At 59.6% G+C, this 24685-nt stretch carries 20 protein-coding genes; 8 read left to right on the top strand and 12 right to left on the bottom strand.

Annotated elements, in window-relative coordinates:
- Nucleotides 1-6 precede the first annotated feature (6 nt).
- On the bottom strand, nt 7-2424 hold the full coding sequence (locus ACR0MO_RS04530) for a GcvT family protein (RefSeq protein WP_480889902.1): 2418 nt from the start codon (nt 2422-2424) through the stop codon (nt 7-9).
- Nucleotides 2425-2622: 198 nt separating this feature from the next.
- Here ACR0MO_RS04530 and ACR0MO_RS04525 point away from each other — a divergent pair, with 198 nt between their 5' ends.
- Nucleotides 2623-4191, top strand: a complete 1569-nt coding sequence (locus tag ACR0MO_RS04525; protein ID WP_480889900.1) for an ABC transporter substrate-binding protein — start codon at nt 2623-2625, stop codon at nt 4189-4191.
- A gap of 55 nt (nt 4192-4246) precedes the next feature.
- On the opposite strand, the gene ACR0MO_RS04520 is transcribed toward ACR0MO_RS04525, so the two are convergent.
- From ACR0MO_RS04520 to ACR0MO_RS04505, 4 genes are all read right to left on the bottom strand, one after another.
- A complete protein-coding gene (locus tag ACR0MO_RS04520) occupies nt 4247-5554 on the bottom strand; it encodes an HlyC/CorC family transporter (RefSeq protein ID WP_170451217.1) in 1308 nt (435 codons plus the stop codon).
- Nucleotides 5555-5617: 63 nt separating this feature from the next.
- Complete coding sequence (locus tag ACR0MO_RS04515) at nt 5618-6571, bottom strand: site-specific tyrosine recombinase XerD (protein WP_170451215.1); 954 nt, start codon at nt 6569-6571, stop codon at nt 5618-5620.
- 5 nt (nt 6572-6576) lie between these two features.
- Nucleotides 6577-8094: a hypothetical protein gene (locus ACR0MO_RS04510; RefSeq protein WP_170451213.1), complete on the bottom strand. Its 1518-nt coding sequence runs from the start codon at nt 8092-8094 to the stop codon at nt 6577-6579.
- Nucleotides 8084-8233 (bottom strand): hypothetical protein, encoded by a 150-nt coding sequence (locus ACR0MO_RS04505; protein ID WP_170451211.1) that lies wholly within the window; start codon nt 8231-8233, stop codon nt 8084-8086. Before ACR0MO_RS04505 ends, ACR0MO_RS04510 begins: the two co-directional genes overlap by 11 nt.
- Before the next feature lie 79 nt (nt 8234-8312).
- On the opposite strand from ACR0MO_RS04505, the gene ACR0MO_RS04500 reads away from it, so the two are divergent.
- Together ACR0MO_RS04500 and aroB are read left to right on the top strand one after the other, a co-directional pair.
- On the top strand, nt 8313-8900 hold the full coding sequence (locus tag ACR0MO_RS04500; protein ID WP_170451209.1) for a shikimate kinase: 588 nt from the start codon (nt 8313-8315) through the stop codon (nt 8898-8900).
- On the top strand, nt 8901-10013 hold the full coding sequence (gene aroB, locus ACR0MO_RS04495; RefSeq protein ID WP_480889898.1) for a 3-dehydroquinate synthase: 1113 nt from the start codon (nt 8901-8903) through the stop codon (nt 10011-10013). It abuts the gene before it with no gap.
- 106 nt (nt 10014-10119) lie between these two features.
- On the opposite strand, the gene ACR0MO_RS04490 is transcribed toward aroB, so the two are convergent.
- Nucleotides 10120-11190 carry a site-2 protease family protein gene (locus tag ACR0MO_RS04490; RefSeq protein ID WP_170630170.1) on the bottom strand — a complete coding sequence of 357 codons (1071 nt, stop codon included), beginning with the start codon at nt 11188-11190 and terminating at the stop codon, nt 10120-10122.
- Between the two features lie 18 nt (nt 11191-11208).
- Nucleotides 11209-11718 (bottom strand): single-stranded DNA-binding protein, encoded by a 510-nt coding sequence (gene ssb, locus ACR0MO_RS04485; RefSeq protein ID WP_170734614.1) that lies wholly within the window; start codon nt 11716-11718, stop codon nt 11209-11211.
- A 205-nt stretch (nt 11719-11923) separates the two neighbouring features.
- Here ssb and ACR0MO_RS04480 point away from each other — a divergent pair, with 205 nt between their 5' ends.
- The 3 genes from ACR0MO_RS04480 to ACR0MO_RS04470 all read left to right on the top strand — a co-directional run bounded on the left by ACR0MO_RS04480 (nt 11924) and on the right by ACR0MO_RS04470 (nt 14669).
- Complete coding sequence (locus tag ACR0MO_RS04480) at nt 11924-12502, top strand: lytic transglycosylase domain-containing protein (protein ID WP_170518173.1); 579 nt, start codon at nt 11924-11926, stop codon at nt 12500-12502.
- Nucleotides 12503-12599: 97 nt separating this feature from the next.
- Entirely contained in the window at nt 12600-13562 is a 963-nt protein-coding gene (locus ACR0MO_RS04475) for a helix-turn-helix transcriptional regulator (protein ID WP_480889893.1), read from the top strand.
- Between the two features lie 126 nt (nt 13563-13688).
- Nucleotides 13689-14669 carry an MBL fold metallo-hydrolase gene (locus ACR0MO_RS04470; RefSeq protein ID WP_170451197.1) on the top strand — a complete coding sequence of 327 codons (981 nt, stop codon included), beginning with the start codon at nt 13689-13691 and terminating at the stop codon, nt 14667-14669.
- Between the two features lie 125 nt (nt 14670-14794).
- On the opposite strand, the gene ACR0MO_RS04465 is transcribed toward ACR0MO_RS04470, so the two are convergent.
- The 5 genes from ACR0MO_RS04465 to miaA all read right to left on the bottom strand — a co-directional run bounded on the left by ACR0MO_RS04465 (nt 14795) and on the right by miaA (nt 22541).
- Nucleotides 14795-16882: an ABC transporter ATP-binding protein gene (locus ACR0MO_RS04465; protein ID WP_170451195.1), complete on the bottom strand. Its 2088-nt coding sequence runs from the start codon at nt 16880-16882 to the stop codon at nt 14795-14797.
- A 91-nt stretch (nt 16883-16973) separates the two neighbouring features.
- Nucleotides 16974-18437 (bottom strand): ABC transporter permease, encoded by a 1464-nt coding sequence (locus ACR0MO_RS04460; RefSeq protein WP_480889891.1) that lies wholly within the window; start codon nt 18435-18437, stop codon nt 16974-16976.
- Nucleotides 18438-18450: 13 nt separating this feature from the next.
- Complete coding sequence (locus ACR0MO_RS04455; RefSeq protein WP_170451191.1) at nt 18451-19497, bottom strand: ABC transporter permease; 1047 nt, start codon at nt 19495-19497, stop codon at nt 18451-18453.
- A 121-nt stretch (nt 19498-19618) separates the two neighbouring features.
- Nucleotides 19619-21289, bottom strand: a complete 1671-nt coding sequence (locus ACR0MO_RS04450; protein ID WP_170451189.1) for an ABC transporter substrate-binding protein — start codon at nt 21287-21289, stop codon at nt 19619-19621.
- A gap of 358 nt (nt 21290-21647) precedes the next feature.
- Complete coding sequence (gene miaA / locus ACR0MO_RS04445) at nt 21648-22541, bottom strand: tRNA (adenosine(37)-N6)-dimethylallyltransferase MiaA (protein WP_170451187.1); 894 nt, start codon at nt 22539-22541, stop codon at nt 21648-21650.
- A gap of 101 nt (nt 22542-22642) precedes the next feature.
- Here miaA and pyrH point away from each other — a divergent pair, with 101 nt between their 5' ends.
- Both pyrH and ACR0MO_RS04435 read left to right on the top strand, forming a co-directional pair.
- Nucleotides 22643-23380, top strand: a complete 738-nt coding sequence (gene pyrH, locus ACR0MO_RS04440; protein WP_480582223.1) for a UMP kinase — start codon at nt 22643-22645, stop codon at nt 23378-23380.
- 39 nt (nt 23381-23419) lie between these two features.
- On the top strand, nt 23420-24646 hold the full coding sequence (locus ACR0MO_RS04435; RefSeq protein WP_480625935.1) for an aminotransferase class V-fold PLP-dependent enzyme: 1227 nt from the start codon (nt 23420-23422) through the stop codon (nt 24644-24646).
- The last annotated feature ends 39 nt before the right edge of the window (nt 24647-24685 follow it).

Genomic DNA, 24685 nt, shown 5'->3' with positions numbered 1-24685 from the left:
ACCAAGTCATCCCCTCATCCGGGCACCATCCGCATCAAACAATGGGGTCGAGATCACGCGGGCCTTGCGCATCTGGCCCAGGATTTCGATTTCGACCTCCAGCCCGTCGCTTACACGGTCTGTTGGAAGAAAGCCCATGGCGACGGACTTCTGCGCATAATGCGAAAACCCACCAGAGGTGCAGAAACCGACGACGGACCCGTCCAGCCAGATCGGCTCGTAAGCATTCACATCGGCATCTTCGGCGTCGACCTCAAAAGCGACCAGCTTACGGGCGGTGCCATAGGCACGCTCCGCCTCGGCAGCGGCGCGGCCGATGAAGTCCGCGTTCTTGGAAAATGAGATAAAGCGGTCCAGCCCCGTTTCGGCGGCGGTGTAATCGGGCGAGAACTCTCGCATCCACGAGCCAAAGAACTTGTCCAGCCGCAGGGACATCATGGCACGCATACCAAAAGGCGCCATTCCATACGGTTGCCCGGCCTGCCACAAGGTCCACCAGAGCTGCCTTTGGGCCATCGGATCACAGTAGATCTCATACCCCAGATCGCCGGTATAACTGACCCGCTGGACGATGCAGTCGGTCATGCCGATTGTCATCGGGCAAACGTCGAGGAACCTCAGGTTTGTCACATCCTGACGTGTGCAGGCCGCCAGTACTTCGGTGGCCCTTGGCCCTGCAATCTGGAAGCCGTTCAGACGATCGCTGATGTTTTCAACCGTCACGCCCTCGGCCAAATTCTGTTGGAACCAGCGCATGTGATAAGCCTGACTGCCATATGAGGCCGTCAGGCGGAACTCGGTCTCGCTCAGGCAGGAAACGGTGAAATCGCCGATCAGCTTGCCTTCGAGCGACAGCATTGGCGTCAAAGACACGCGCCCCGGCTGCGGAATGCGTCCGGCCATGATCCGGTCCAGCCACGCACGGGCGCTGGGGCCGGTGACGCGGTATTTGCCGAAATTGTGGACCTCGTTGATGCCGACGCTATCGCGGACGGCGCGCACCTCGCGGCCCGTGGCGTCGAACGCGTCTGAACGTCGGAAGGACGGCGTTTCGTAGTCCGGCTCATCCCCTTGGGCGAAGTAATTCGGCACCTCAAGCCCGTATTGCTGTCCCCACACCGCGCCCAGATCGCTGAAGATGTCATACATCGGGGTCGTGCGGTTGGGGCGGGCGGCGGGCAGTTCCTCGTTCGGGTAGGCGACGCTGAAGCGTTTCTGATAGTTCTCGATCACCTTCGGGCGGGTATAGCCGGGGCTGATCCAATCGCCAAACCGGGCCACATCCATGGCAAAGACGTCGCGTTCTGGCTCACCCTCGATCATCCATTGCGCCAGCGTCAGTCCGACACCTCCGCCCTGAGAGAATCCGGCCATCACGCCGCAAGCCGACCAATAGTTGCGCATCCCCGGCACCGGCCCGACCAGAGGGTTCCCGTCCGGCGCAAAGGTGAACGGCCCGTGGATCACCGATTTCACGCCAGCCTCGGCCAGAACGGGGAAGCGTTTATAGGCGAACTCGATACTGTCGGTGATCTTGTCATAGTCATCCGGCAGCAGCTCGTGCCCGAACTCCCATGGCGTTCCGTCCACGGCCCACGGCTTGCACGGCTGTTCGTAGAACCCGATGCACAGGCCACGCCCTTCCTGCCGCAGATAGCTTTCACCGGCGGGGTCCATCACATGCGGATGCTCGCCGCCCGCGTCGATGATTGCCTCGATCTGCGGGATCGAATCCGTCACCAGATACTGATGCTCCATCGGGTGCAGCGGGAAATAGACCCCTGCCATCCCGCCGACCTCACGTGCCCAGAGGCCGCCTGCGTTGACCACATGCTCGGCATGGATCGTGCCCTTGTCGGTGACTACATCCCATGTGCCGTCGGCGCGCTGGTTGGTTTCGCGCACCATGCAATGGGTCTCGATCGTGGCTCCGCCCATCCGCGCCGCTTTGGCATAGGCGTGGGTCGTGCCCGAGGGGTCCAGATGCCCGTCCAGCGGATCGTAAAGCGCACCGATGATGCCGTCGGTGTTGGTGATCGGGGCGATCTTCTTGATCTCGTCCGGGCCGACAATCTCGGTCTCTAGCCCCATGAAGCGGTGCTTGGCCCGTTCGGCCAGCAGCATGTCAAAGCGGTCCTGATTGTCGGCCAGCGTCACACCGCCAACATGGTGCAGCCCGCAGGACATGCCGGTGATCTCTTCCAACTCTTTATACAACCGGATCGTATAGCCTTGCAGCGCCGCCATGTTGGTGTCGCCGTTCAGCGTATGAAACCCGCCCGCCGCGTGCCAGGTCGAACCGCTGGTCAGTTCCGAGCGTTCCAGCAACATCACATCCGACCATCCAAGCTTGGTCAGGTGATACAGCACGGAACACCCGACAACGCCGCCGCCTATCACCGCCACACGGGTTTGAAGTTTCATGAACGCCTCCGATTTGCTTGGTTTCCACTGTGATCTGCGCGCGCGCAGATGCAACGCCAAATGCGACAAGAATTGTCGCTGGACGAAATCCTCAATTCCGGTCAAAGACAGACAAAAGCGGTCACAAGGCTGTTACAGAATCAAGCTAACTGCCGCGCCGACTGGATCCCTCCTGAAACACTCAACAAGGAAAATGAGATGAGCAAGTTTGACCTCAAACCGCTGTCGCTGAGCCGCCGTGAATTCATGGCAAAAGCAGGCGCACTGGGCCTGAGCGCCGCTGCGGCTAACCTGATCTGGGCCGAGGCCGGTCTGGCGGATACCCCCAAGAAGGGCGGCCACTTCGTGTTGGGCCTGAAGGGCGGCGAAAGCACCAACACGCTGGACCCGGCGCTGTCGGCTTCGCATGTGACCGCCAAGGCGCTGCGGGCCTTTGGCAACACGTTGACCGTTGTCTCGGCTGATGGTGGGCTTGAGCCCAGCATCGCTGAAAGCTGGGAGGCGTCTGAAGACGCCAAAGACTGGACCTTCCGCATTCGCAAAGGGGTCGAGTTCCACAACGGCAAGACCCTGACACCCGAAGACGTGCAACTGACCCTTGCGCGCCATTCAAACGAAGAGTCGCAGTCCGGTGCGCTGGGGATCATGCGCGGGATCGAGGATATTCGCGTCGATGGCGACAATGTCGTGATCAGCCTGACCACCCCCAACGCGGACCTTCCTTACCTGATGTCCGACTATCACCTGATCATGCAGCCGGGCGGTGGCATGGACAACCCGGCCGAGGGGATCTCGACCGGTGCCTACAAGGTGGTCGCGGATGAGCCCGGTATTCGCTACGCGTTCGAGAAATTCGCGAACCATTGGGACGACAGTGTCGGCCATTTCGACAGCCACGAGATTCTGGTTCTGAACGACGACACCGCCCGCTCGGCCGCGTTGCAGGCCGGTCAGGTCCACGCGATCAACATCGTGCCGCCGCGCACCGCGAAACTGTTCGGTCGCGCGCCGGGTGTGACCATCAACGCAACCTCGGGCCGAGGGCATTACATCTTTGTCATGCATTGCGACACCGCGCCGTTCGACAACAAAGACCTGCGTCTGGCGCTGAAATACGCGATCAACCGCGAGGAGCTGGTCGACAAGGTGCTGCGTGGCTACGGCTCGGTTGGCAATGACATTCCGATCAACGAAGCCTATCCGCTGTTCGACGGCACGATGGAGCAACGCCAGTTCGATTTGGCCAAGGCTGCCGAGCATTACAAGGCGTCGGGCCATGATGGCTCTCCCATCGTACTGCATGTCTCGGACGGTGCCTTTGCCGGTGCGATCGATGCGGCGCAGCTGTTCCAGCTGTCGGCGCAAGAGGCCGGTATTCCGCTGGAAATCCAGCGTGAGCCTGCAGATGGTTACTGGTCGGAAGTGTGGAACAAAAAGCCGTTCTGTGCCTCGTATTGGGGCGGGCGTCCTGTGCAGGATCAGATGTGGTCGGTTGGCTACCTGTCGACTGCCGACTGGAACGACACCCGTTTCAAGAACGAAGAATTCGACGCGCTGCTGCTGAAAGCCCGTGCCGAACTGGATGAGACCAAGCGCAAAGAAATCTACGGTCAGATGGCCCGGATCGTTTGGGAAGAAGGCGGTCTGATCAACCCGATGTTCAACCAGTTCATCGACGGCTATTCGGACAAGGTGACCGGCTGGGCCGCGCATGCCAATGGCGACCTGATGGACGGTTATGTCGCAAGCCGGACCTGGTTTGCATAACCCCTTAAACAGAACCGGCGCCCTGTGATCGGGCGCCGGTTTTTCTTTCGGCTGGTTACAGCGGGCGGATTTTCAGGCCCGTTACCCGGTTGCCCTCACGGGCCGTGACCTCGAACCGGAAGCCGTGGAACGAGAAGACCTGACCCACAACCGGGATCATCTGCGCCTCGTGAATGACAAGCCCGGCCAGTGTGTTGGCCTCTTCGTCCGGCAGGGACCAATCCAACGCGCGGTTCACGTCGCGGATCGTCATCGCCCCTTCGACCAGATACTGGCCATCATCGGTTCGGGTGACCGGAACCTCTTCTTCAAGGTCGAACTCATCGGCAATCTCGCCGACGATCTCTTCCAGAATATCCTCAAGCGTGATCAGACCACGCAGCGAGCCGTATTCGTCCACAACCAGCGCAAAATGGCTGTGCATGCGCAGGAACTCTCGCATCTGGTCGTCCAGAGTGGTCGTTTCCGGCACGAAATACGGGTCATTGGCGACCCTTGAGATGTCGAACGCTTTCAGACGGTCCGTGTCACCTTCGGCCCCGCCGACCTGCGCGTACATGGCGCGGAACAGGTCCTTGGCGTGGACCACCCCGACGATATTCTCGGGCTCATCCCGAAAGACGGGCAGGCGGGTATGGGGGCTTTCCAGACATTGCTTCAGGATCGCCTCGGGTGCTGCATCTGCATCGATCATCTCGATGTTCGAACGGTGGAGCATGATTTCTTCCACCACCCGGTCGCCCAGATCCAGCGCGCCCAGAATGCGGTCGCGGTCTTCCTTTTCGACGACACCTTCGGAGTGACCCAGTTGCAAAGCACCAGCGATTTCCTCGCGCACGGCAAGGATGTTGCTGTCGGGGTCGATCTGCACCCCGAACAGGCGCAGAACAGCCCGCACCAAAAGCCGAACCGCAGCCACGATGGGGGAAAACACCGTGACCACCACGCTGATGATCGGGGCAACGGCTGCGGCCGCTTTTTCCGAGTTTGTGATGGCGTAGGTTTTCGGCAAGACCTCAGCGAAGATCAGAACCAGCAGGGTCATGACCAGCGTCGCCAGCGCCACGCCGCTTTCCCCAAACAGGCGCGTGAACAGGGCCGTGGCCAGCGAAGCCGCCAGAATGTTCACAAGGTTGTTGCCCAGCAGGACCGATCCGATCAGACGCTCATTATCGTCGGTGATTTCCAGCGCCTTCTTGGCCCCGCGCGAGCCCTTGTCAGCCTGCGCGCGCAACTTACCGCGCGATGACGCTGTAAGTGCCGTTTCAGAGCCGGAGAAAAAGCCAGACAGGAAAAGCAAAAGCAGGATAGCGCCTGAGGTTAACCAGAATGCGCCGTCGATCAGAGAGGATGTGGGTTCCATCGGTCCTTGGTTGTTCGTGTTTCTGCATCCGTTATGGGGATGCTGCCCCTATGGATCAAGGGTTTAGCCCTTGTCGCCGGGGTCTTTCGCCAGCGGGTGATGCTCTAACACCAGTTCCGCAAGTCTTTCGTCCAGAACATGGGTGTAGATCTCGGTCGTGGCAACATCGGCATGGCCCAGCAGCGTCTGGATCGAGCGCAGATCGGCCCCGTTGGCCAGCAGATGGGTGGCAAAGGCGTGGCGCAGAGTGTGGGGCGTGACCTTTTCGGGCGATACACCGCCCTGAACCGCCAGTTCCTTGACCAGCAGGAAGAACCGGTGCCGCGTCAGATGGCCGGATTTACCACGTGACGGGAACAGGAACCTGGATCGCTGCCCGCCTTTTTCGACCGTCTTGTCTTCGGCTTCGTCCCGCATTCTCAGCCATTCCGAAAGCGCCTCGCGGGCCGGGGGCGACAACGGCACCATGCGTTCCTTGCCGCCTTTGCCCAGCACCAGCAACATGCGCGGATCACCCCGCGCCGATGACACAGGCAGCGAGACCAGCTCGGTCACGCGCATGCCGGTGGCATAGAGCAACTCCATCAAACAGGAATTGCGCACGCGGTCGGCTTCGGTGCGCCCGGTATTGCGGGCGGCTTCCAGCAGCCGGTCGACCTCGGGCACGTCCAGCGTTTTGGGCAGTTTCTTGGTTCGTCCGGGGCCTTTGATCTGAATGGCGGGATTGACCTCGCGCCAGCCTTCCTCGAATGCGAACCGATACAATTGCTTGATCGCCGAAAGCCGCCGCGCCCGAGTGGATTTCGACAACCCCTGTGCATCGCAATCGATGAGATACCCTTCAATCTGGTCGCGATCAGCCTGTTCGAAGGTGATGTTGCGATGTTCCAGCCACGACGCGAAATCCTTCAGGTCTCGCCCATAGGCCAGCAGAGTGTTGGTAGCGGCCCCCAACTCGGCCGCTTGCGCCTGCAAAAAGGTCGAGATCCACAATTCTTGCGAGGCTGGTCCACCCATGACCGTCACCCCTGCAGGATCAGATGGTTCAGCGCCGCGCGTCTGGCGGTGTCTTCCAGTCCCACGCGCCGAAAGGCCGCAATGGCCGCTGTCAGATCGACCAGATTGCCGCGTGCACCATGGGTGAACAGTTGCATGGCCTCCAGAATGGCCTCTCCCAACTGGCCCTGTTCCAGCAGGGCGTCGATATCCGATGGAACAGGCGCGGCCCATTCGAACCCCTGCGCCACCGCATCAGCCAGCGGCGAGGGCGATACGGCGCGACCGGGGTCCCCTTGCGCAAGGGCCACGAGGAACTGAGCCTCGGTTGATTTGTCCGGTGTTGTCAGCGCTGCCCGCTCGTATTGCTCGGACAACATCAGAATACGCCAGCGCAGGTTGTCCGTGGCCGGAACGGGCAGGGTCACGTCGGCCAGCCGGTCGGCGAACAGCTCGGCAAATGGCACCTCGAGCCCGACACTGCGCATCTGATCCCATGCGCGGGGCAGGGTCTTTCCGATCGCTTCGGCATTGCCGCTATCCAACGCGCTTTCGAACTGCTGGATGGCCGCGACCCGATCCCAAACCGCGCCGGATGCAGCTGGGTCCCGCTCGGTATAAAGCCCGAGCAACTGGTTGGGCGTCAGGGCCCCGATACGCGTCAGACGCTCGGCGGCCTCGATCTGGGCTTTCCACCCGGCCACATCGCGCAGGTCTGCATTGGCAAAGGCGCGGGGCAGCGGGGCAGATGGCAATCGTTCCCCGATCGCTTCGAACAGGCGGAAGCTGAGCGGCGTTGGGTCTTCGGGCTGCGGCAGATACGCTGCGTCTTCGTAAAGTTCGGGGCTCAGGAAACGGTCCAGCACGTCCAACTCATCCTGCGGCAGGATTTTCAGCGCATGCGCGGCCTCCAGCGTCAGCGCAGCCGAAGGCCAATCGCCCCGCCGGGCCTTGCAGAAAATCTGTGCCGCATAATCACGCGACAGATGAGGTTGCGCGATCAGGGCAGTACAACTGCGGTCTTCGTCCCCGGTCAGTAGAGTAGCATCGAACCAGCGTTGAAACCGAGCCTGCGAATCCGTGGGACCAGCCAGTTGCACCAGCGATTGCGCCGGATCAGCGGCCCCCAATTGCATCAGCCGATCAAGGCGCGCCAGTAGCAAAACCTCTTCGGCGCCGGAACCTGCGGGCGCGCGGGCTTCGGACAGCAGCAGGGTGAACAGCAACCGCTGCATGGCCGGGTTATGTTTGACTGGCACCCGCGCGATCAGTTCGGACAGACGTTCCGGGTCGCTGCCCTGCCATAGATCAACCGGCAAGCCGGTGACAGTGGATGACACCAGACCCAGCGGCTGCGACAGCGCCTCAAGCGGTGTGACCTCGACCTGAGGCTGCACCCCGTTCTGGGTGACAGGCGGCTCCAGCAGGACGGTTCCGGGCAGGTTTTCCGGCGGCTCGGTCAGCCATTCGATAGCCGACAGCGGCTCTTGCGCCTGCGCGGCCCCGGCCAGCAGCAATGCCACCGCAATGTGCTTAGTCGACATCCAGAGTGACCGGTTCACGGATTTCAGTTTGCGGGGCCGAGAAATCCGCCCCGAAATAGGGGCCGATATAGGCATAGGCCACCAGCCCGATGAAACTCAGGCAAATTAAGTAAATCAGGAACTTGATCAGACGACCCATGGCGCCACGCTGCCTCAATTTTTGATTTTGGCCAAGTTATAACTGGCATTTTTTCCAAGATCACGTCATTCACGGTGAAATGAGCGAAATTAAGCATAACACGCATCCGGCGGATACGGGATCACGATATGATCTGCACAAAACCGTGGTTCTTGTCGGCATGATGGGGGCAGGGAAGACGGCTGTGGGCCGTGCCCTGGCCGCGCGGCTGGGTGTTCCGTTTCTCGACAGCGATGCCGAGATCGAATCGGCGGCCAACATGACCATCCCCGAGATCTTCGAACGGGATGGTGAGCCGTTTTTTCGCCAGAAGGAAACGCAGGTTATTGGCCGTCTGCTGGATGAGGAACGCGGCATCCTGTCCACCGGCGGCGGCGCGTTCATGGCAGAGGGCAACCGCGTGATGATAAGCGAGCGGGGGGCCTCGGTCTGGTTGCGGGCCGATCTGAACGTGCTGTGGAACCGGGTGCGCCATAAGGATACCCGCCCGCTGCTGCGCACTTCCGACCCGTATGCGACGCTCAAGGCCCTGTACGAGGATCGCGTGCCGGTCTATGCCGAGGCTGATCTGATTGCCGAGTCGGATGGTGAGACCTCGATCGACAATATGGTGGACCGCGTGGTCGAGGCCCTGTTGGCCCGCCCGGATGTTTTGGAACGGAAGTAAATGCATCAAACCGTACATGTGGAGCTGGGCGAACGCTCGTATGATGTCGAGATTGGCCCCGATCTGCTGGCGCAATCCGGTGCGCGGATTGCCCCGTTGCTGCACCGTCCGAAGGTTGCGGTTCTGACCGATGAAAACGTAGCGGCACTGCATCTGGACGCGCTGCGTGACGGTCTGGCCGCTGCCGGGATCGAGATGTCGGCGCTGGCCCTTCCGGCAGGTGAGGCGACCAAAAGCTGGCCGCATTTCGAACGTGCGGTGGAATGGCTGTTGGCCGAAAAGGTCGAACGGCGCGATGTGGTCGTTGCCTTGGGCGGTGGCGTGATCGGCGATCTGGCTGGCTTTGCCGCTGCCGTGCTGCGGCGCGGGGTGCGGTTTGTGCAGATCCCGACCTCGCTGCTGGCGCAGGTCGACAGTTCGGTGGGTGGCAAGACCGGGATCAACGCACCGCAAGGCAAGAACCTGATTGGCGCGTTCCATCAACCCTCGCTGGTGCTGGCCGATACCTCGGTTCTGGGCACCATGACGCAGCGAGATTTCCTGTCCGGTTACGGCGAAGTGGTCAAATACGGCCTGCTGGGCGACGCGGAGTTCTTTGAATGGCTGGAGGCCAACGGCCCCGACGTTTCATCCGGTGATATGGCCGCACGGGTGCGGGCTGTCACCCGGTCTGTTCAGATGAAGGCCGACATTGTCGCGCGGGATGAGACCGAACAGGGCGACCGCGCCCTGCTGAACCTCGGCCATACCTTCTGTCACGCGCTGGAGGCCGCGACGGGCTATTCCGACCGCCTGCTGCACGGCGAAGGCGTCGCCATCGGCTGTGCGCTGGCGTTCGAGCTATCGTCCCGTCTGGGTCTGTGTTCTCAGGAGGACCCAAGCCGCGTGCGGGCGCATCTGAAGGCCATGGGGATGAAAACCGATCTGGACGACATTCCCGGAGAGCTTCCGGGTGCCGAGATTCTGGTCGATCTGATGGCGCAGGATAAAAAGGTCATTGACGGTCAGTTACGCTTTATTCTGGCGCGCGGGATCGGTCAGGCCTTTGTCACATCGGATGTGCCGCGCGATGCGGTGATGTCGGTGCTGCAGGACGCGTTGGCCAAGGCCTGATCCCAGCGCGTGCGATCTTTAACCTGAAGCATCATGCGACAGGAATGGCCCGAGAGCGCTTTAGGCGTGGCAGGGCATTCGTGTCTCGGGTTCCAGGCCGCGCGCTCTAGCGCCCCCGGATCACCATCAATTCGCCGATGTTTTCCCGCGTGATATAGCCGATCATACGACCCGTGCGGCTGGTGACAGCAATCGCCGGGGCACCCTTGTGCAGCCCTTTCAGAACCGCCTCAAGGCCCGTAGTCAGTCCAACCTGAGGGATGTCGCCCTCCATGATCGAGGTCGCAGGGTCCGACCGGGGATGATCCCCCGCCAGCGCGGCAAACAAACGATCCCGCGTGACAAATCCAAGCAAGGCGCCATCGGTATCCAAGACGGGGAACTCGTGCTGCGTTGTGTGAATGACGGCTTGGGCGGCGGTGTTCAAACTGTCCTGCGGCGACAGCGCATGAAACTCGGTGATCATCGCATCCCGCGCCAGCACACGGCGCGCGACGGATCGCAGAGCGACGTCCTGATTTTCGGCATTGGCTGCGATGAAGACAAACACAGCAATCAGAACAAGGATCGGATTGCCCGAGCTCAGGCCCCAGAATCCAAGCCCAATGGCAACGATCTGCCCGCTGAATGCGGCAATGCGGGTGGCCTGAACCCGGTCCATCCTGAGGCACAGCAGGGCGCGGACAACACGCCCCCCGTCCATGGGGAAGGCCGGGATCATGTTGAAGGCCGCCAGCAGCAGATTGACATAGGCCAACCGTTGCAAGATCCCGAAACTGGCCGAGTCCAGATCAGTGACTGAACCGGGCGATATGCCCGCGCCCAGCAGAACCAACACCAACCAAATGACGATATTCACCGCAGGCCCGGCCAGCGCCACCCAGACCTCTTGCATCGGTTTTTCGGGCATCCGTTCCAGACGGGCCAGACCGCCGATGGGCAACAGCGTTATATCGGGGGTTTTGATGCCAAAGCGCCGGGCCATCAGGGCATGACCGAACTCATGCGCCACAACGCAGGCAAACAGGGCCAGCACAAACAGCAGATTGTCGATGACCGCAGGCCAGCCACCGTTGGAGTAGGCGGCAAAGCCGACCCAGGCCAACAAAAGGAAGAAGGTGACATGGACCCTCAGTTCGGACCCGAGGAACCGGCCGAGGGCGAAGGACCATGTCATGTGTTTACTCCGTTTCGCTTAGAACGGAATCTCGTCGTCGTCGATTCCGCCGGATGCAGTGGCAGGGGCGCTGGATTGGCCACCATAGGGGTCGCCATAGCCGCCACCGGCCTGACCGCCGCCATAGCCGCCCGACTGTCCTCCGCCATAACCGCCACCGCCGCCGCCTTCACCGCCGCGGCTGTCCAGCAGTGTCAGTTCACCGCGATAGGGGCGCAGCACCACTTCGGTCGAATAGCGATCCTGCCCCGATTGATCCTGCCATTTGCGCGTTTCCAACTGGCCTTCGATATAGACCTTGCTGCCCTTGCGCAGATACTGCTCGGCAATGCGGGCCAGCGGTTCCGAGAAGATGGCAACCGAGTGCCATTCCGTCCGTTCCCGGCGTTCACCGGTGTTGCGGTCTTTCCAGTTCTCGGAGGTGGCGATGCGCAGGTTGCACACTTTGCCGCCGTTCTGAAATGACCGAACCTCGGGATCGCGGCCAAGATTGCCGACCAGAATGACCTTGTTGACTGAACCCGCCATGTATTTCCCCGTTCTGTATTGATCTGAGTGCGCCGAATCTGGCGCCGGATGTCTTTGCGACCCTATATCGCCTGCGTCTTGGTTAAAACATGATTGATCACGACAACGTTCGGCAAGAATTCTTGCGTCTGTCTTTACCAAGCTTTCATTTTTGACTGGAATACCTATACTCCGACTGATTTTTGAGCGAGCGGGATAGGCTTTCATGCGTTCTGTGTGTGTTGGGTTAACGGTTCTAGGCGTTGTGCTGCTGTCTGGATCTGTGCAGGCGGACACGTTGTCCACGAAAAGCCGGATGGACATTTTTCTAAAGCAGTCCAAGGTTTTGGATAACCGCGCAGCGACGCAATATCGCGGGTCCGAGCGCCTTAAGCCAAAGACCGAGCGGGTCAAGGTGAACAAGCGCTATACCGGCAGCTACCGGGGCGAATACCTGAGCCTCGCGCGCGATGCGGCCCGGTTGCACAACATCCCCGAAGATCTGTTCCTGCGGCTGGTGCAGCAGGAAAGCGGCTGGAACCCGCATGCCAAATCTCACAAGGGGGCGTTGGGGCTGGCGCAGCTGATGCCTCAGACCGCCAAGTTGCTGGGCGTGAACCCGCATGATCCCAAGCAGAACCTTGAAGGCGGCGCGCGCTATCTGTCCTGGCAATATCGCAAGTTCAAATCCTGGCCCTTGGCGCTGGCGGCGTATAACGCTGGCCCGAAAGCGGTTGAAAAGCACGGCGGAATCCCACCTTACAAGGAAACTCAGAACTACGTGAAGGTAATCTGGGGCGGCTGATCGGGTGATGCTGCAAGGCGGCATGATCTGATCCTTGATCCGGCACTGACCGCTGACCTAACCTGTAGGCGATCTTTCAGGACCCGAACAGGTGCCGATGTTGCAAGACCGACCGGAAATCCCCGCTGAAACAAAGGCCAATTGGCAAAGGTTGGTGGACCTTGTTGCCAAGCTTGCCGATGTGCCTGCCAGCCTGATCATGAAAACGGATGCGCCGGATCATACGGTCCTGATCACCTCGGACCACCCTCAGAATCCGTATCCCGTGGGGATGAACTTTCAGTTGAATCCCAAGCTTTATTGTCAGGGCGTGTTGCAACAGGACAGCGAGTTGGTGGTCGAGGACGCCACCTGTGATCCCGTCTGGAGCGGTAATGACGACATGGAACACGGCATGTCCTTTTACATCGGATTGCCGCTGAAATGGCCGGACGGGGCGGTGTTCGGAACCATCTGCATTCTGGACCGGCACCGCAATCGTCGCGCGCTGTTGTTTCGCGAAGGGCTGGCACAATTCGCGCGTATGGTCGAATCCGATCTCGCTTTGATTCAAGAGGTTTATCTGCGTCGCGCGCTGGAAGAAAAGCTGAATCAAACATTGGCGCAACTGGAAAGCCGGGTGCAGGCTCGCACCCGTGAATTGCAAGAAACAAACACCGCCCTGCGCGTTCTGCTGACCAGCGTCGATGATGACCGCAAAGACCATGACCAGGATATTGTCGAGCGGGTGCGCCTGATGGTCTTGCCCTATCTGGACAAGCTGCGCGGACATCTGCCCGAGGGCGGCGCGGCCCATGCTTATCTGGATCTGGCCGAAAACAACCTTAGGGATATGACCTCGATGCTGTCGGACAAACTGTCCGATGCGTTCTCGATCATGACACCGACCGAGATCGAAATTGCGCAGTTGGTGATGTCCGGGAAAACGACGAAAGACATTGCGCGGGCCTTGTCGCGTGAGACGTCGACCATCGATTTTCATCGCAACAACATTCGCCGGAAACTGGGCTTGGACGGGCGCGATCAGAATCTGCGCAGTCATCTGCTTTCTATTTCCTGAACATCGAATATGGGGAATGCCCCCATATTCCCCCCAGATTTTTCTGATCTGAGCCTGTTGTTCCCCCGTTGTTACCCTTCCGATCAGGTGCGCCGCACGCGCGCCTGACCAACAAGGAGGTACAAGATGGATCGCAAAGATCTGAAGCCCACAATCCTGAACGGACAGAAAGACAGATTGGCCAAGGGCCTGTCGCGCCGGTCTTTCTTTATGGCGGCAGGCGCGGCCGGAGTCGGGGCATCGCTGCTGAACGGAAAACCGGCCCAGGCGCAATCGCAAGCCTGGCTTCAGCCGGGCAACAATAACCACGTTATCGACCTGCAAGGCTCGACCGGTCAGGCCAGTACAGGCACGGTCGGGATCGACTATTACGGGCATTGCGCGATCAAGATCACCTCGCCCAACGGTGCGACCGTGCTGTTCGACCCGTGGCGCGATGATCCGTCGGGTGCGTGGGGCCTGTGGTTCCGAAACGAGTTCCCTCAGATCCCTGTGGACATAACCCTGTCGACCCACGCCCATTTTGACCATGACGCGATCGAGCGCCCAAGCTCGACCATGGTTTTGGACAGGATGGTCGGCCATTTCGAATTTGCCGATGTCAAAATCACCGGCTTTGCAGACAAACACGCCTGTGTGGCACCGGGTTGGTACGAATGGACCAATGCGCTGGCCGAGTTTGGCGTGGAAGCCTGTCCGCCCAACAACGTGGGTCACATGGATATGGTGGTCTATCTGGTCGAAACCGGCGGCATCCGCACGCTGATCTGGGGCGACAACCGCCACAACCCGCCGCAGGAATTCTGGGATGCAATCGGGCAGGTGGATGTGCTGACCCTTCCGGTTGACGGATCTGAGCATATCCTCAGCTACCAGCAGGGCAATGACATCGTCTCAAAGCTGAAGCCGAAGGTTGTCATTCCGACCCACTATCTGAACGAGGTCACGTCTTACACGCTGACCACGCTGCAATCGGCAGATGACTGGGTGAAAGCCCAGCCCAGCTACAAAATGCTCGACAGCGCGAGCCTGACGCTTGAGGCCGGAGAGATTGGCGGCATGACTCAGGAATTCATGCATTTCGGCAACAACGTGATGACCGGTTGATACAAGGACCGGCAAAACCACCACTCGCAAATCAAGTGCGCCGGTAATCTGACGGTTTTCCCGCCTCAGGGCGCAAAAGAAAGGGCCGGTCCTTGAACCGGCCCTTTTTTCCAGTGTTGCAGGGTTTATTCCGCTGCGATTTTGATCACCGGTTCCATACGGGCCAGAACCTCGTCGGCCAGATGGCACTTCACCTGATGCCCATCAGCCAGTGTCTTGACCGGTGGCACATCCGACTCGCATCGCCCGTCCGGAACTTCGGACTTCCAGCGGCAGCGGGTCTGGAACGGGCAACCCGGCGGCGGGTTCATGGCCGAGGGGATATCGCCCTCCAGAACAATATGCTCTTTCTCGATCGAAGTATCCGCAATCGGAACCGCGCTCAGCAAGGCCTCGGTATAGGGGTGATAGGGCGGCGAGAAGACCTGATCGGTTGTCCCCAACTCGACCACATGGCCCAGATACATTACCATCACCCGGTCGCTGAGGTATCGGACAATCGACAGATCGTGGCTGATGAACAGCAAGGTGGTCTTGTGTTCGCGCTGAATCTCCATCAGCAGATCGGTCACTGCGGCCTGTACTGACACGTCCAGCGCAGATACGGGTTCATCCGCAACCACGATCCGTGCATCGCCTGCAAAGGCGCGTGCGATACCGACGCGTTGCTTTTGGCCGCCCGACAATTGCCGTGGCATTCGGTCGGCGAAGGCACGCGGCAGTTTCACCAGATCCAGCAGTTCCAGCATCCGTTGCTTTCGCTCGGCCTCGGAATTGCCGACACCGAAGATTTCCAGCGCCCGGATGATCTGTCGCCCAACCGTCATCGACGGGTTCAGCGTGTCAAACGGGTTCTGGAACACCATCTGAACCTCGCCCACGGTCTTGGCATCGCGCTCCTCAATAGGCACCGCTTCGATATTGCGGTTGTCCAGAAGGATCTGACCGTCCGTTGCCGTCTCAAGCCCCATCAACACCTTGGCAAAGGTGGACTTGCCGCATCCGGATTCACCCACAATGGCGAGGGTCTCGGATTCATGCGCCTCAAAGCTCAGCGTCTCATTGGCTTTCACAACTTTGGTTTCACCGCCCCCGAACAGGGCGTTGGCCGCCACCTCATAGTATTTCTTGAGGTTGTCCATTTTCAGGACCGTGCGCCCGATCTCGGCCTTTTCTTTCTGTTCGCCGACGGTAATGGGCGCATTCCAGTCAATTTCCTTGAACTTCAGACAGCGCGTGTGGTGGCGATCATTGCCCGGCACAGCCTCCATCAGAATATTCTGCGCGTCACAGCGACCCTCTTCGAAATAGTCGCAGCGCGGGCCAAAGTTACAGCCCGGCGGGCGTTCATGTGGCAGGGGGAAGTTCCCCGGAATGGCCACAAGCGGGCGTGCGTTCTTGTCCGCGCCGGGCAGGGGGATCGAGCGGAACAGCGCCTGCGTATAGGGGTGCTGCATCTCGTCGAACACATCCTTGATCGAGCCACGCTCGACCGCCTCGCCCGAATACATCACGCACAACCGGTCGCAGGTTTCCAGAACCAGCCCCAGGTTGTGCGAAATGAACAGCATCGAGGTGCCGTATTTCTTGCCCAGATCTTTGACCAGTTCCACCACGGCGGCCTCGACCGTCACGTCCAGCGCGGTGGTCGGCTCGTCCAGGATCAGCAGCGCAGGCTTCGACATCAGCGCCATCGCGATCACGATCCGCTGTTGCTGACCGCCCGACAACTGATGCGGGAAGGAATTCAGCATCCGCTCGGGGTCGGGCAGGCGTACGTCGGTGACAACCTCCAGCGCGCGGGCATAGGCCTCTTCGGCACCGACGCCCTCGTGGATCATCGGCACTTCCATCAGTTGCTTGCCGATCTTCATCGCGGGGTTCAGCGATGCCATCGGCTCCTGATAAATCATCGCGATTTCATTGCCGCGAATGTCGCGCAATTCATCCGAGGTCATCTCGGACAGGTCGCGCCCTTTGAACTTGATCGTGCCGCCGACAATCCGGCCGTTCTTGCCAAGATCTTGCATTACGCCAAGGGCCACGGTGGACTTACCGCACCCGGATTCACCAACCAGCCCCACAGCCTCACCGGGCTGTACGCTGACCGAGAAATCCATCACGGCAGGAATTTCACGCAGACGGGTAAAGAACGAAATCGAAAGCTTGTCGATCTCCAGAATTGGACCGTCATAATCCGCCAGTTTATTCATCTTGTATCTCCTCGCGAGAGTCCGGGGATCCCCTTCATCTGGCTAAAAATATCCCGGAGGTCTGGGGGCAGCGCCCCCAGAACAGATCACATCAGTCCTTCAGACTTTCTTCGCGCAAACCATCTGCCAGCAGGTTCAACCCAAGAACCAGCGACAACAACGCCAGCGCGGGCGGCAGGGCCGGGTGCAGATAGATCGACAGAAGCTTACGCCCCTCGTTGATCGTCGACCCCCAATCCGGGCTTTCCGGCGGCAGGCCCAGCCCGAAGAAACCCAAGGTCCCCAGCAGGATGGTGGTGTAGCCAATGCGCAGACAGAAATCGACGATCAGCGGGCCGCGCGCGTTGGGCAGGATTTCCCACAGCATGATGTACCACGGGCCTTCACCACGGGTCTGCGCCGCCGCCACATAATCGCGTGTCTTGATGTCCAGCGCCAGACCGCGCACGATGCGGAACACCGTGGGTGAGTTGACGAAGACCACCGAGACGAACACCACCAGAATCCCGCCCGGAATATCGAACAGGTCCAGATAGGTCGGCAGACCCCAGATGCGATAGGCATCAGTATCGATGATGTAGCCGCCGGATGAGATCAGCGACAGATACAGCCAGATCGTCACCCCCAACACCCCGATCAGCAACGGTGTGCGGAAATTGGGACGCGTGTAGTAGCGCGAGTTCAGCAATACACCCAGGAACAGGATCGGGAACACGAACAGCACGGCAGCCATGTAGTTCGGAACCCCGGTCGCCACGATCTCGGGCGTGACCAGCAGGTAGAATAGCAGGATCACGGGGAAGGCCAGGATCAGGTTGGCCAGGAACGAGATGAACGTGTCCAGACGACCACCGTAATATCCTGCGGGCAGACCCAGCGTAATGCCGACCATGAAGGCAAACATGGTCGCCAGTGGCGCGATCTGAACCACGATCCACGCGCCCTTGACCATACGGCTAAAGACATCGCGGGCAAGGTTGTCGCCGCCCAGCAGATACCAGGAATACGCGCCTTCTTCCGACCCCGGCAGGGGAGTTCCCGGCACCTTGTTCTTCATGCCCGAGAGCTGCGCCAGCGGGTCATGGGTGATGATCAGATCAAGCGCTCCGAAGATCCCGGTGAACACCCAGAACATGACCAGCCCAAAGCCGATCATGCCGATGGGGCTGTCGAACAGCTTGCCGTAAAGACCCAGCTTGCGTTTGAACGCGATCGACATTGCATAAAGCAGGATCAGTGACAGCCAAACCGGCAGGAACTGTTGCGATATCGCGCCGATGATACCGGCGCCGGTGCCCATCACGATCCCGAGGACGATATAGGCTACGGCAATCCCGACACTTGCAAGAAAGCTGTAGCGAAGCGCGCCCTGGATCATGTTGCGCAGCCCCGAGCTTGAGGTCAGCGTGCCATCCGGGTTCACGGTCATCTGGTCTTCGGGCAGCACGATGCTGGCCAGCATCCAGACAATGATCGACAGGAACATCAGCCCCAGTGCAAGCACCAGAAGCGGGTTGAGGAAGGCGATAGAGCCGGTCCAGGTAAGTGGTTCCATGATCTATCCCTCCTTATGCGATGCGGATGCGCGGGTTGAGGTAGACATAGCCGATATCCGAGATCAGCTGCGTCACCAGCACCACAAAGACCGACACGACCGAGATCGCCAGCAACAGCTGAATGTCGTTGTTGCCCGCCGCCTGTACCAGCGCCCAGCCAAAACCCTTGTAGTTGAACAGGGTCTCGACGATCACAACGCCGTTCAGCAGCCATGGGAACTGCAACATGATGACGGTAAAGGGCGCGATCAGCGCGTTGCGCAGCGCGTGTTTCATGACGATGTTCGGGAATGAGACACCTTTCAGGCGCGCGGTTCGGATGTATTGCGCCGTCATCACCTCGGTCATCGAGGCGCGGGTCATTCGGGCGATATAGCCCATCCCGTACAGAGCAATGGTCAGAACCGGCAGGAAGAAGTTCTCAAACGTCGGGTTCTCCATCGCCTGTGTTGCCGTCCCCTTGAACCATTTCAATCCAACAGCAGAGGAGGTGAAGATCGCGATGAAGATAACGCCCGAGACGTATTCCGGCGTTGCCGTCGTGGTAATGGCAAAGGTGGACAACGTGCGATCCGTGGCCGAGCCTTCTTTCATCCCAGCGAGAATGCCAAGGATCAGCGCCGAAGGGACCATCAGCAGCATGACCCAGAACATCAGCCGTCCAGTCAGCGCCAGACGGGTTCCTACAACCGCCGAGACCTCGTCTTTGAAGACCGTCGAATAACCCCAGTATCCCTGCAGGATGCCGCAGAAATTGGGCGCTTCTTCCGCAGGTTGACCGGGCAGAATGCAGCGGCCTTGAACGGTGCCGTCCTCATTGGTGTGCCGGTACGAGGGTAACACGCCCAGCCATTCGCCGTATTTTATCGGCGTCGCCTGAAGATAGCCGTTCTTTTCCAGGAAACTCTCGACCTGTTCATCCGACATGCGGAAGTTGCCTTGCGTCTTCGCAAGCTTTTCAAGGTTCGGGTAGAGGTTGGTCAGAAAGAAAACCAGGAACGTCAGGCATAATGCTGTCAATAGCATGATGCCGACGCGCCTTAGAATGAATAGTCCCATGTTAGCCCCTGTTGGTAGGCTGGCGTGAATGTCGTCTGGCTTCACGCTTAGCTGTTTTTATGGTCGCCGCATTCAGGACGAAAAGGCCGCGCCAGCGCGGCGCGGCCTTGGGTTTTTCGGCTTAGGACAGAATGCCGAATTTGTAGATCTGCGGCAGGTCCGCGATGTGCTTTTCAACACCCACCATGTTTTCACGATGGTGACGCATCGCCGTGCGCCAGTAGGGTTGGATCACAACGCCTTCTTCGATCATAATCGCCTGCAGCTTGCCCATCACTTCGCGACGGCGGTCTACATCGGCAATCGAGTTGGCCTCGGCAAGCAGCGCGTCAAACTCCTCGTTCGCGAAACCGGATTCGTTCCATGCCACGCCTGACTTATAGGCCAGCGCCAGGATTTGAGTTCCCAGCGGACGATGGTTCCAGTTGGTCGACGAATAGGCGTATTTGGTCCAGTCGTTCCAGAAGGTCGAGCCAGGCAACACGGTGTGCTTCGCCTTGATCCCGGCGTCATTCAGCTGAGCAACAACAGCTGCGGTTGTGTTCCGGCGCCAGTCATCGTCGATGGACTGAACTTCATGCTCGAAGTCGCCCATGCCGGCCTCGTCCATAAGGGCTTTGGCCTTTGCAGGATCATAGGGAATACGAGTGACCGCTGAATCATGTTCCGGGTGCATCGGACCGACATGGCAGTTGTCCGCAGCGATGCCGTAGCCGGACATACCAAGCTCCAGACACACTTCGTTGTCCACGGCCATCGCCAGCGCCTGACGCACGCGTTTGTCGCCGTAGATCTTGTTGCCATCGGCGTCTTCGGCCAGTTGGTTCGGACGAATGACGATGGTAAAGCCCGACGGGATTTCCGAGCGGGTCAGGCCGATGCCGTCAAAGATGTCGACAAATTCACCGACCGATTCCCAGTTCATGTCGATTTCTTCGGCTTCGTATGCAGCCAGGAAGGCGGCAGGGTCGGTGCCGTAGTCGATGAACTCGATCCGGTCGATATAGCCGCCTTTTCCGGCTTCATAACCCCACCAGTCGAAGCCTTCGTTGCGCACCAGAACGCCTTTGACGCCGACTTCGTGGCTTTCGGGCAGCATAAAGCCGGTTCCGATCGGGTTGCCCAACATGTTGTCGGGGTCGTGGCTGCTGTGAACAATGGCCGCCGGATAGTCAGCCATGCCCGGAATGATGGTGATGTCCGGCGCGTTGCACTTCAGCTTTACGGTGTGCGTGTCAACCACGGTGATCGCACCGTCGGCTGCTTTCTGGGTGCTTTCGTCAACCAGGGACGCCATCCGCGACGCCATCGAGTTGCCCTCGACCGACGAGTCGCACCAGCCGGTGATATTGCGGGCAACATCTTCGGCTGTGAAATCGTCGCCGTTGTTCCACTTAACACCCTTGCGAACGTTCAGAGTGTATTCGGTGGCGTCGTCATTGGCCTCCCAGCTTTCCAGCAGCATGGGCTTGAACGAGCCGTCATTGTTATATTCGACCAGATATTCCAGCCAGCCTGCGGTGAAGGTGGCAATCTGTGTCCAGTCGAAGGTGCGCGGGTCTTTCAGCGCGCGCACTTCCATCTGATAGCGGATGGTGCCGCCACGCGGCGGTTCCTGTGCGGCTGCCGGTGCTTGCAAGCCGATCAGGCCATAAGCCGTGGGCACTGCAACGCCCAGCGCGGTGGCGCGGGCCATAAACTCGCGTCGGCTGAGTTTACCGTCGCGGCATTCCTGGGCGTGCATCTCTGCTGCCCAATGAACCGATGCTCCGGTTGGTGTTCGATCTGACATTTACTCTATCTCCCTGAGTAACAGTTTTTTTGATTTTATGAACGAGCTTACCCGGCGCAGTTCGCGCCGACGGGTAAATCTACGGGATTTGTTCTTTGGATTCTCTGCATCCCCATGGGCGTATTCGGCACCAGAATTTGGAACGCGTCAATGTTCGAAATCGTCATTCGAGGCACAAAAACGACATTGGCCGGTCTTGTGTTCGGGATGTTTTCGGTAACAGGTTGCGCCTGTCTGTCACGAAATTCGCAGTTTTTCCGCCTATTTTTAGGGGATTGCGCATCGATTCCTTGCGTAACGCGGACAAGGATTAAGTTTTCTTCAGGGAAGGGGCCCGCGTCGTAATCTTACCATCTTGTTACTTGGAGAAATCCACATTTGCCCAGCGTTTCATGCGTGCGCGAAACCACGTGCGCTGACGTTTTGCGAACTGGCGCGTCGAAATCGTGGCTCGTTCGCGTGCCTCGTCCAGTGTCATTTCACCGTCCAGATAAGACATCAGCTCGGGCACGCCGATGGCCTTGAAGGCGGGCAGTGACGGATCGTAGCGGTCGCTCATGGCTGCAACCTCGTCCAAGGCACCTGTCCTCACCATCTGATCAAATCGGCGTGAGATCCGATCCAGCAGCCACGCTTTGTCCACATCAAAGACGATCGGAACGCAGTCCTCCAGCTTCAATGCAGGCGGTGGCGTATCCGATTGCCAGGATTGAAGGCTGCGACCCGTCGCGGTCTGAACCTCCCACGCGCGCTGAACGCGGGCGCGATTGTTTATGTCCAATCGGCTCAGCGTTTGACTGTCCACGCCATCGATCAGATCCGGCAGGGACATCTGATCCGCGATCTGCCGAACTTCGGTGGGGGTGGCGGGGATCTCGGCCATCCCTTCGGTCAGGGCGGTGAAATACAACCCGGTGCCGCCGACGATGATCGTGCGTTCCCCAGCGGTCAGCAGAGGCACAGCCTCACGCAGCCAGTGGCCGGTTGAATAGCTATGATCATAGGCGACATGGCCATACAGCTTGTGCGGTGCACGCGCCTCGTCCTGCGGCGACGGTCTGGCCGAGATCACCTGCCAGCAGTCGTAAACCTGACTGGCATCGGCGTTAACGATGACCCCACCAAAGGTTTCGGCGATCTGCAAAGCCAGGTCCGATTTGCCGGATGCGGTCGGGCCTGCGATCAGCACGGGCTTGCCATCCTCGATAGGCGGCAACCGGTCCCAAATTCGTGTTGCGGGTCGGTCCGCCATCAGGGTCGCTTTCTTCCTAAGCATCCGCATTGAACCTGCGGAACTTTTGCTTCATTTTGCGCCGCAAATAAACCCGTGCCAGCCCGGAGCGCAATATGAGCCTGACCCCATCACCCGAAACAACGAAACCCAAGTATAACCGCGTCATGCTGAAAATCTCTGGCGAGGCGCTGATGGGGGATCAGGGATTCGGTCTGCACCCGCCAACCGTGCAGCGGATAGCGCAAGAGGTGAAATCGGTTCACGATCTGGGGGTCGAGATTTGCATGGTGATCGGCGGGGGCAACATCTTTCGCGGCCTCAGCGGATCGGCACAGGGGATGGAGCGGACCACCGCTGACTATATGGGAATGCTGGCCACCGTGATGAACGCGCTGGGGATGCAGTCGGCACTGGAAGAGATTGGGGTGTTCACCCGCGTGATCTCGGCCATTCGCATGGATGAAGTGTGCGAGCCCTATATCCGCCGCCGTGCGGTGCGACATCTGGAGAAAAAGCGGGTCTGCATCTTTGCCGCCGGTACCGGCAACCCGTATTTCACAACCGATACCGCCGCGACCCTGCGCGCCAACGAAATGGCCTGTCAGGCGATCTTCATGGGCAAGAACGGCGTTGATGGCGTGTATGACAAGGACCCGAAAGAGCACGCCGATGCGGTACGCTACGACACCGTCTCTTATGATGATGTGCTGGCCAAGCGGCTGCGGGTCATGGACGCCTCGGCCATTGCGCTGGCGCGGGACAACAACCTGCCGCTGATTGTGTTCGGCCTTGATGAGCCCGGAGGCTTCCGCGGCATTCTGGCGGGCGAGGGAACCTATACCAAGGTTCAGGGCTGACGCGGCGCTTTTGAAAGCAATTGGGGAAGGGGACCGGCCATGACGTCTTTGGATATCGATTTCGTTCGGGCTCAGTTCCCGGCCTTTTCCGAGCCCAGCTTGAAAGGGCAGGCTTTTTTCGAAAATGCGGGCGGGTCTTATACGTGCAAGCCGGTGATTGACCGGCTGACGCGGTTCTACGCCCAGCGCAAGGTGCAGCCTTATGCGCCGTTTGAGGCAAGCCAGCTTGCAGGGGCTGAAATGGACGAAGCCCGCGCGCGGCTGGCGGCCATTTTGGGCGTCGACACCGATGAGCTGAGCTTTGGACCCTCGACCACCCAAAACACTTATGTTCTGGCGCAAGCGGTACGGCAATGGATAAAGCCGGGTGAGGCGATTGTCGTAACCAACCAGGATCACGAGGCAAATTCCGGTCCGTGGCGACGCCTAGCAGATGCGGGGATCGAAATCCGGGAATGGCAGATCGACCCCCAGACCGGAGCGTTAAACCCGCAAGACCTTGAGAATCTGCTGGACGAGAAAACCCGCCTTGTCTGCTTTCCGCATTGCTCGAACGTGGTGGGTGAGATCAATCCGGTGACGGAAATTACAGCCATTGCTCATGCCGCCGGGGCGTTTGTCTGCGTTGACGGCGTGTCTTATGCGCCGCACGGGTTGCCGAATGTCGGGGATCTGGGGCCGGATATCTATTTGTTCTCGGCCTACAAGACCTACGGCCCGCATCAGGGCTGCATGGTCATTCGGCGAACGCTTGGGGAACTGCTGCCGAACCAGGCGCATTACTTCAACGGGGACGTTCTGTATAAGCGCTTTACCCCCGCTGGTCCCGACCACGCGCAGATCGCGGCAAGTGCGGGGATGGCAGATTACATCGAACTGCTGTGCCAGCACCACGGCGGACCAGACACAGGTGCGGCCGCACAGGGGGCTTTTGTCCATGATCTGATGCGCGCCCATGAAGAGGCGTTGCTGCAACCGGTTCTGGATGCGGTCAAATCGCGCAATGCCGTGCGCCTGATCGGACCTTCTGATGCGGCGCATCGTGCACCGACGGTCGCTTTGGCCTTGGGAAAACCGGCCGAGCCTGTGGCAGCCGAGTTGGCCAAATATGGCATCATGGCGGGTGGCAGTGATTTCTACGCGGTGCGACCGTTACAAGCCATGGGCGTTGATCCGGCGCAGGGCGTATTGCGGGTCAGCTTCACGCACTACACCTCGCAACAGGAAATTGATCAATTGTTGGAGGCGCTTGATCGCGTTTTGTGATCCACTCAAAGCCCTGTTTCGTATCACGAAGAAAACACC

The organism is Ruegeria sp. K5 (assembly GCF_056531805.1).
The sequence above is the reverse complement of the archived record's forward strand: the minus strand, read 5'-3'. Positions and strand labels throughout refer to the sequence as shown.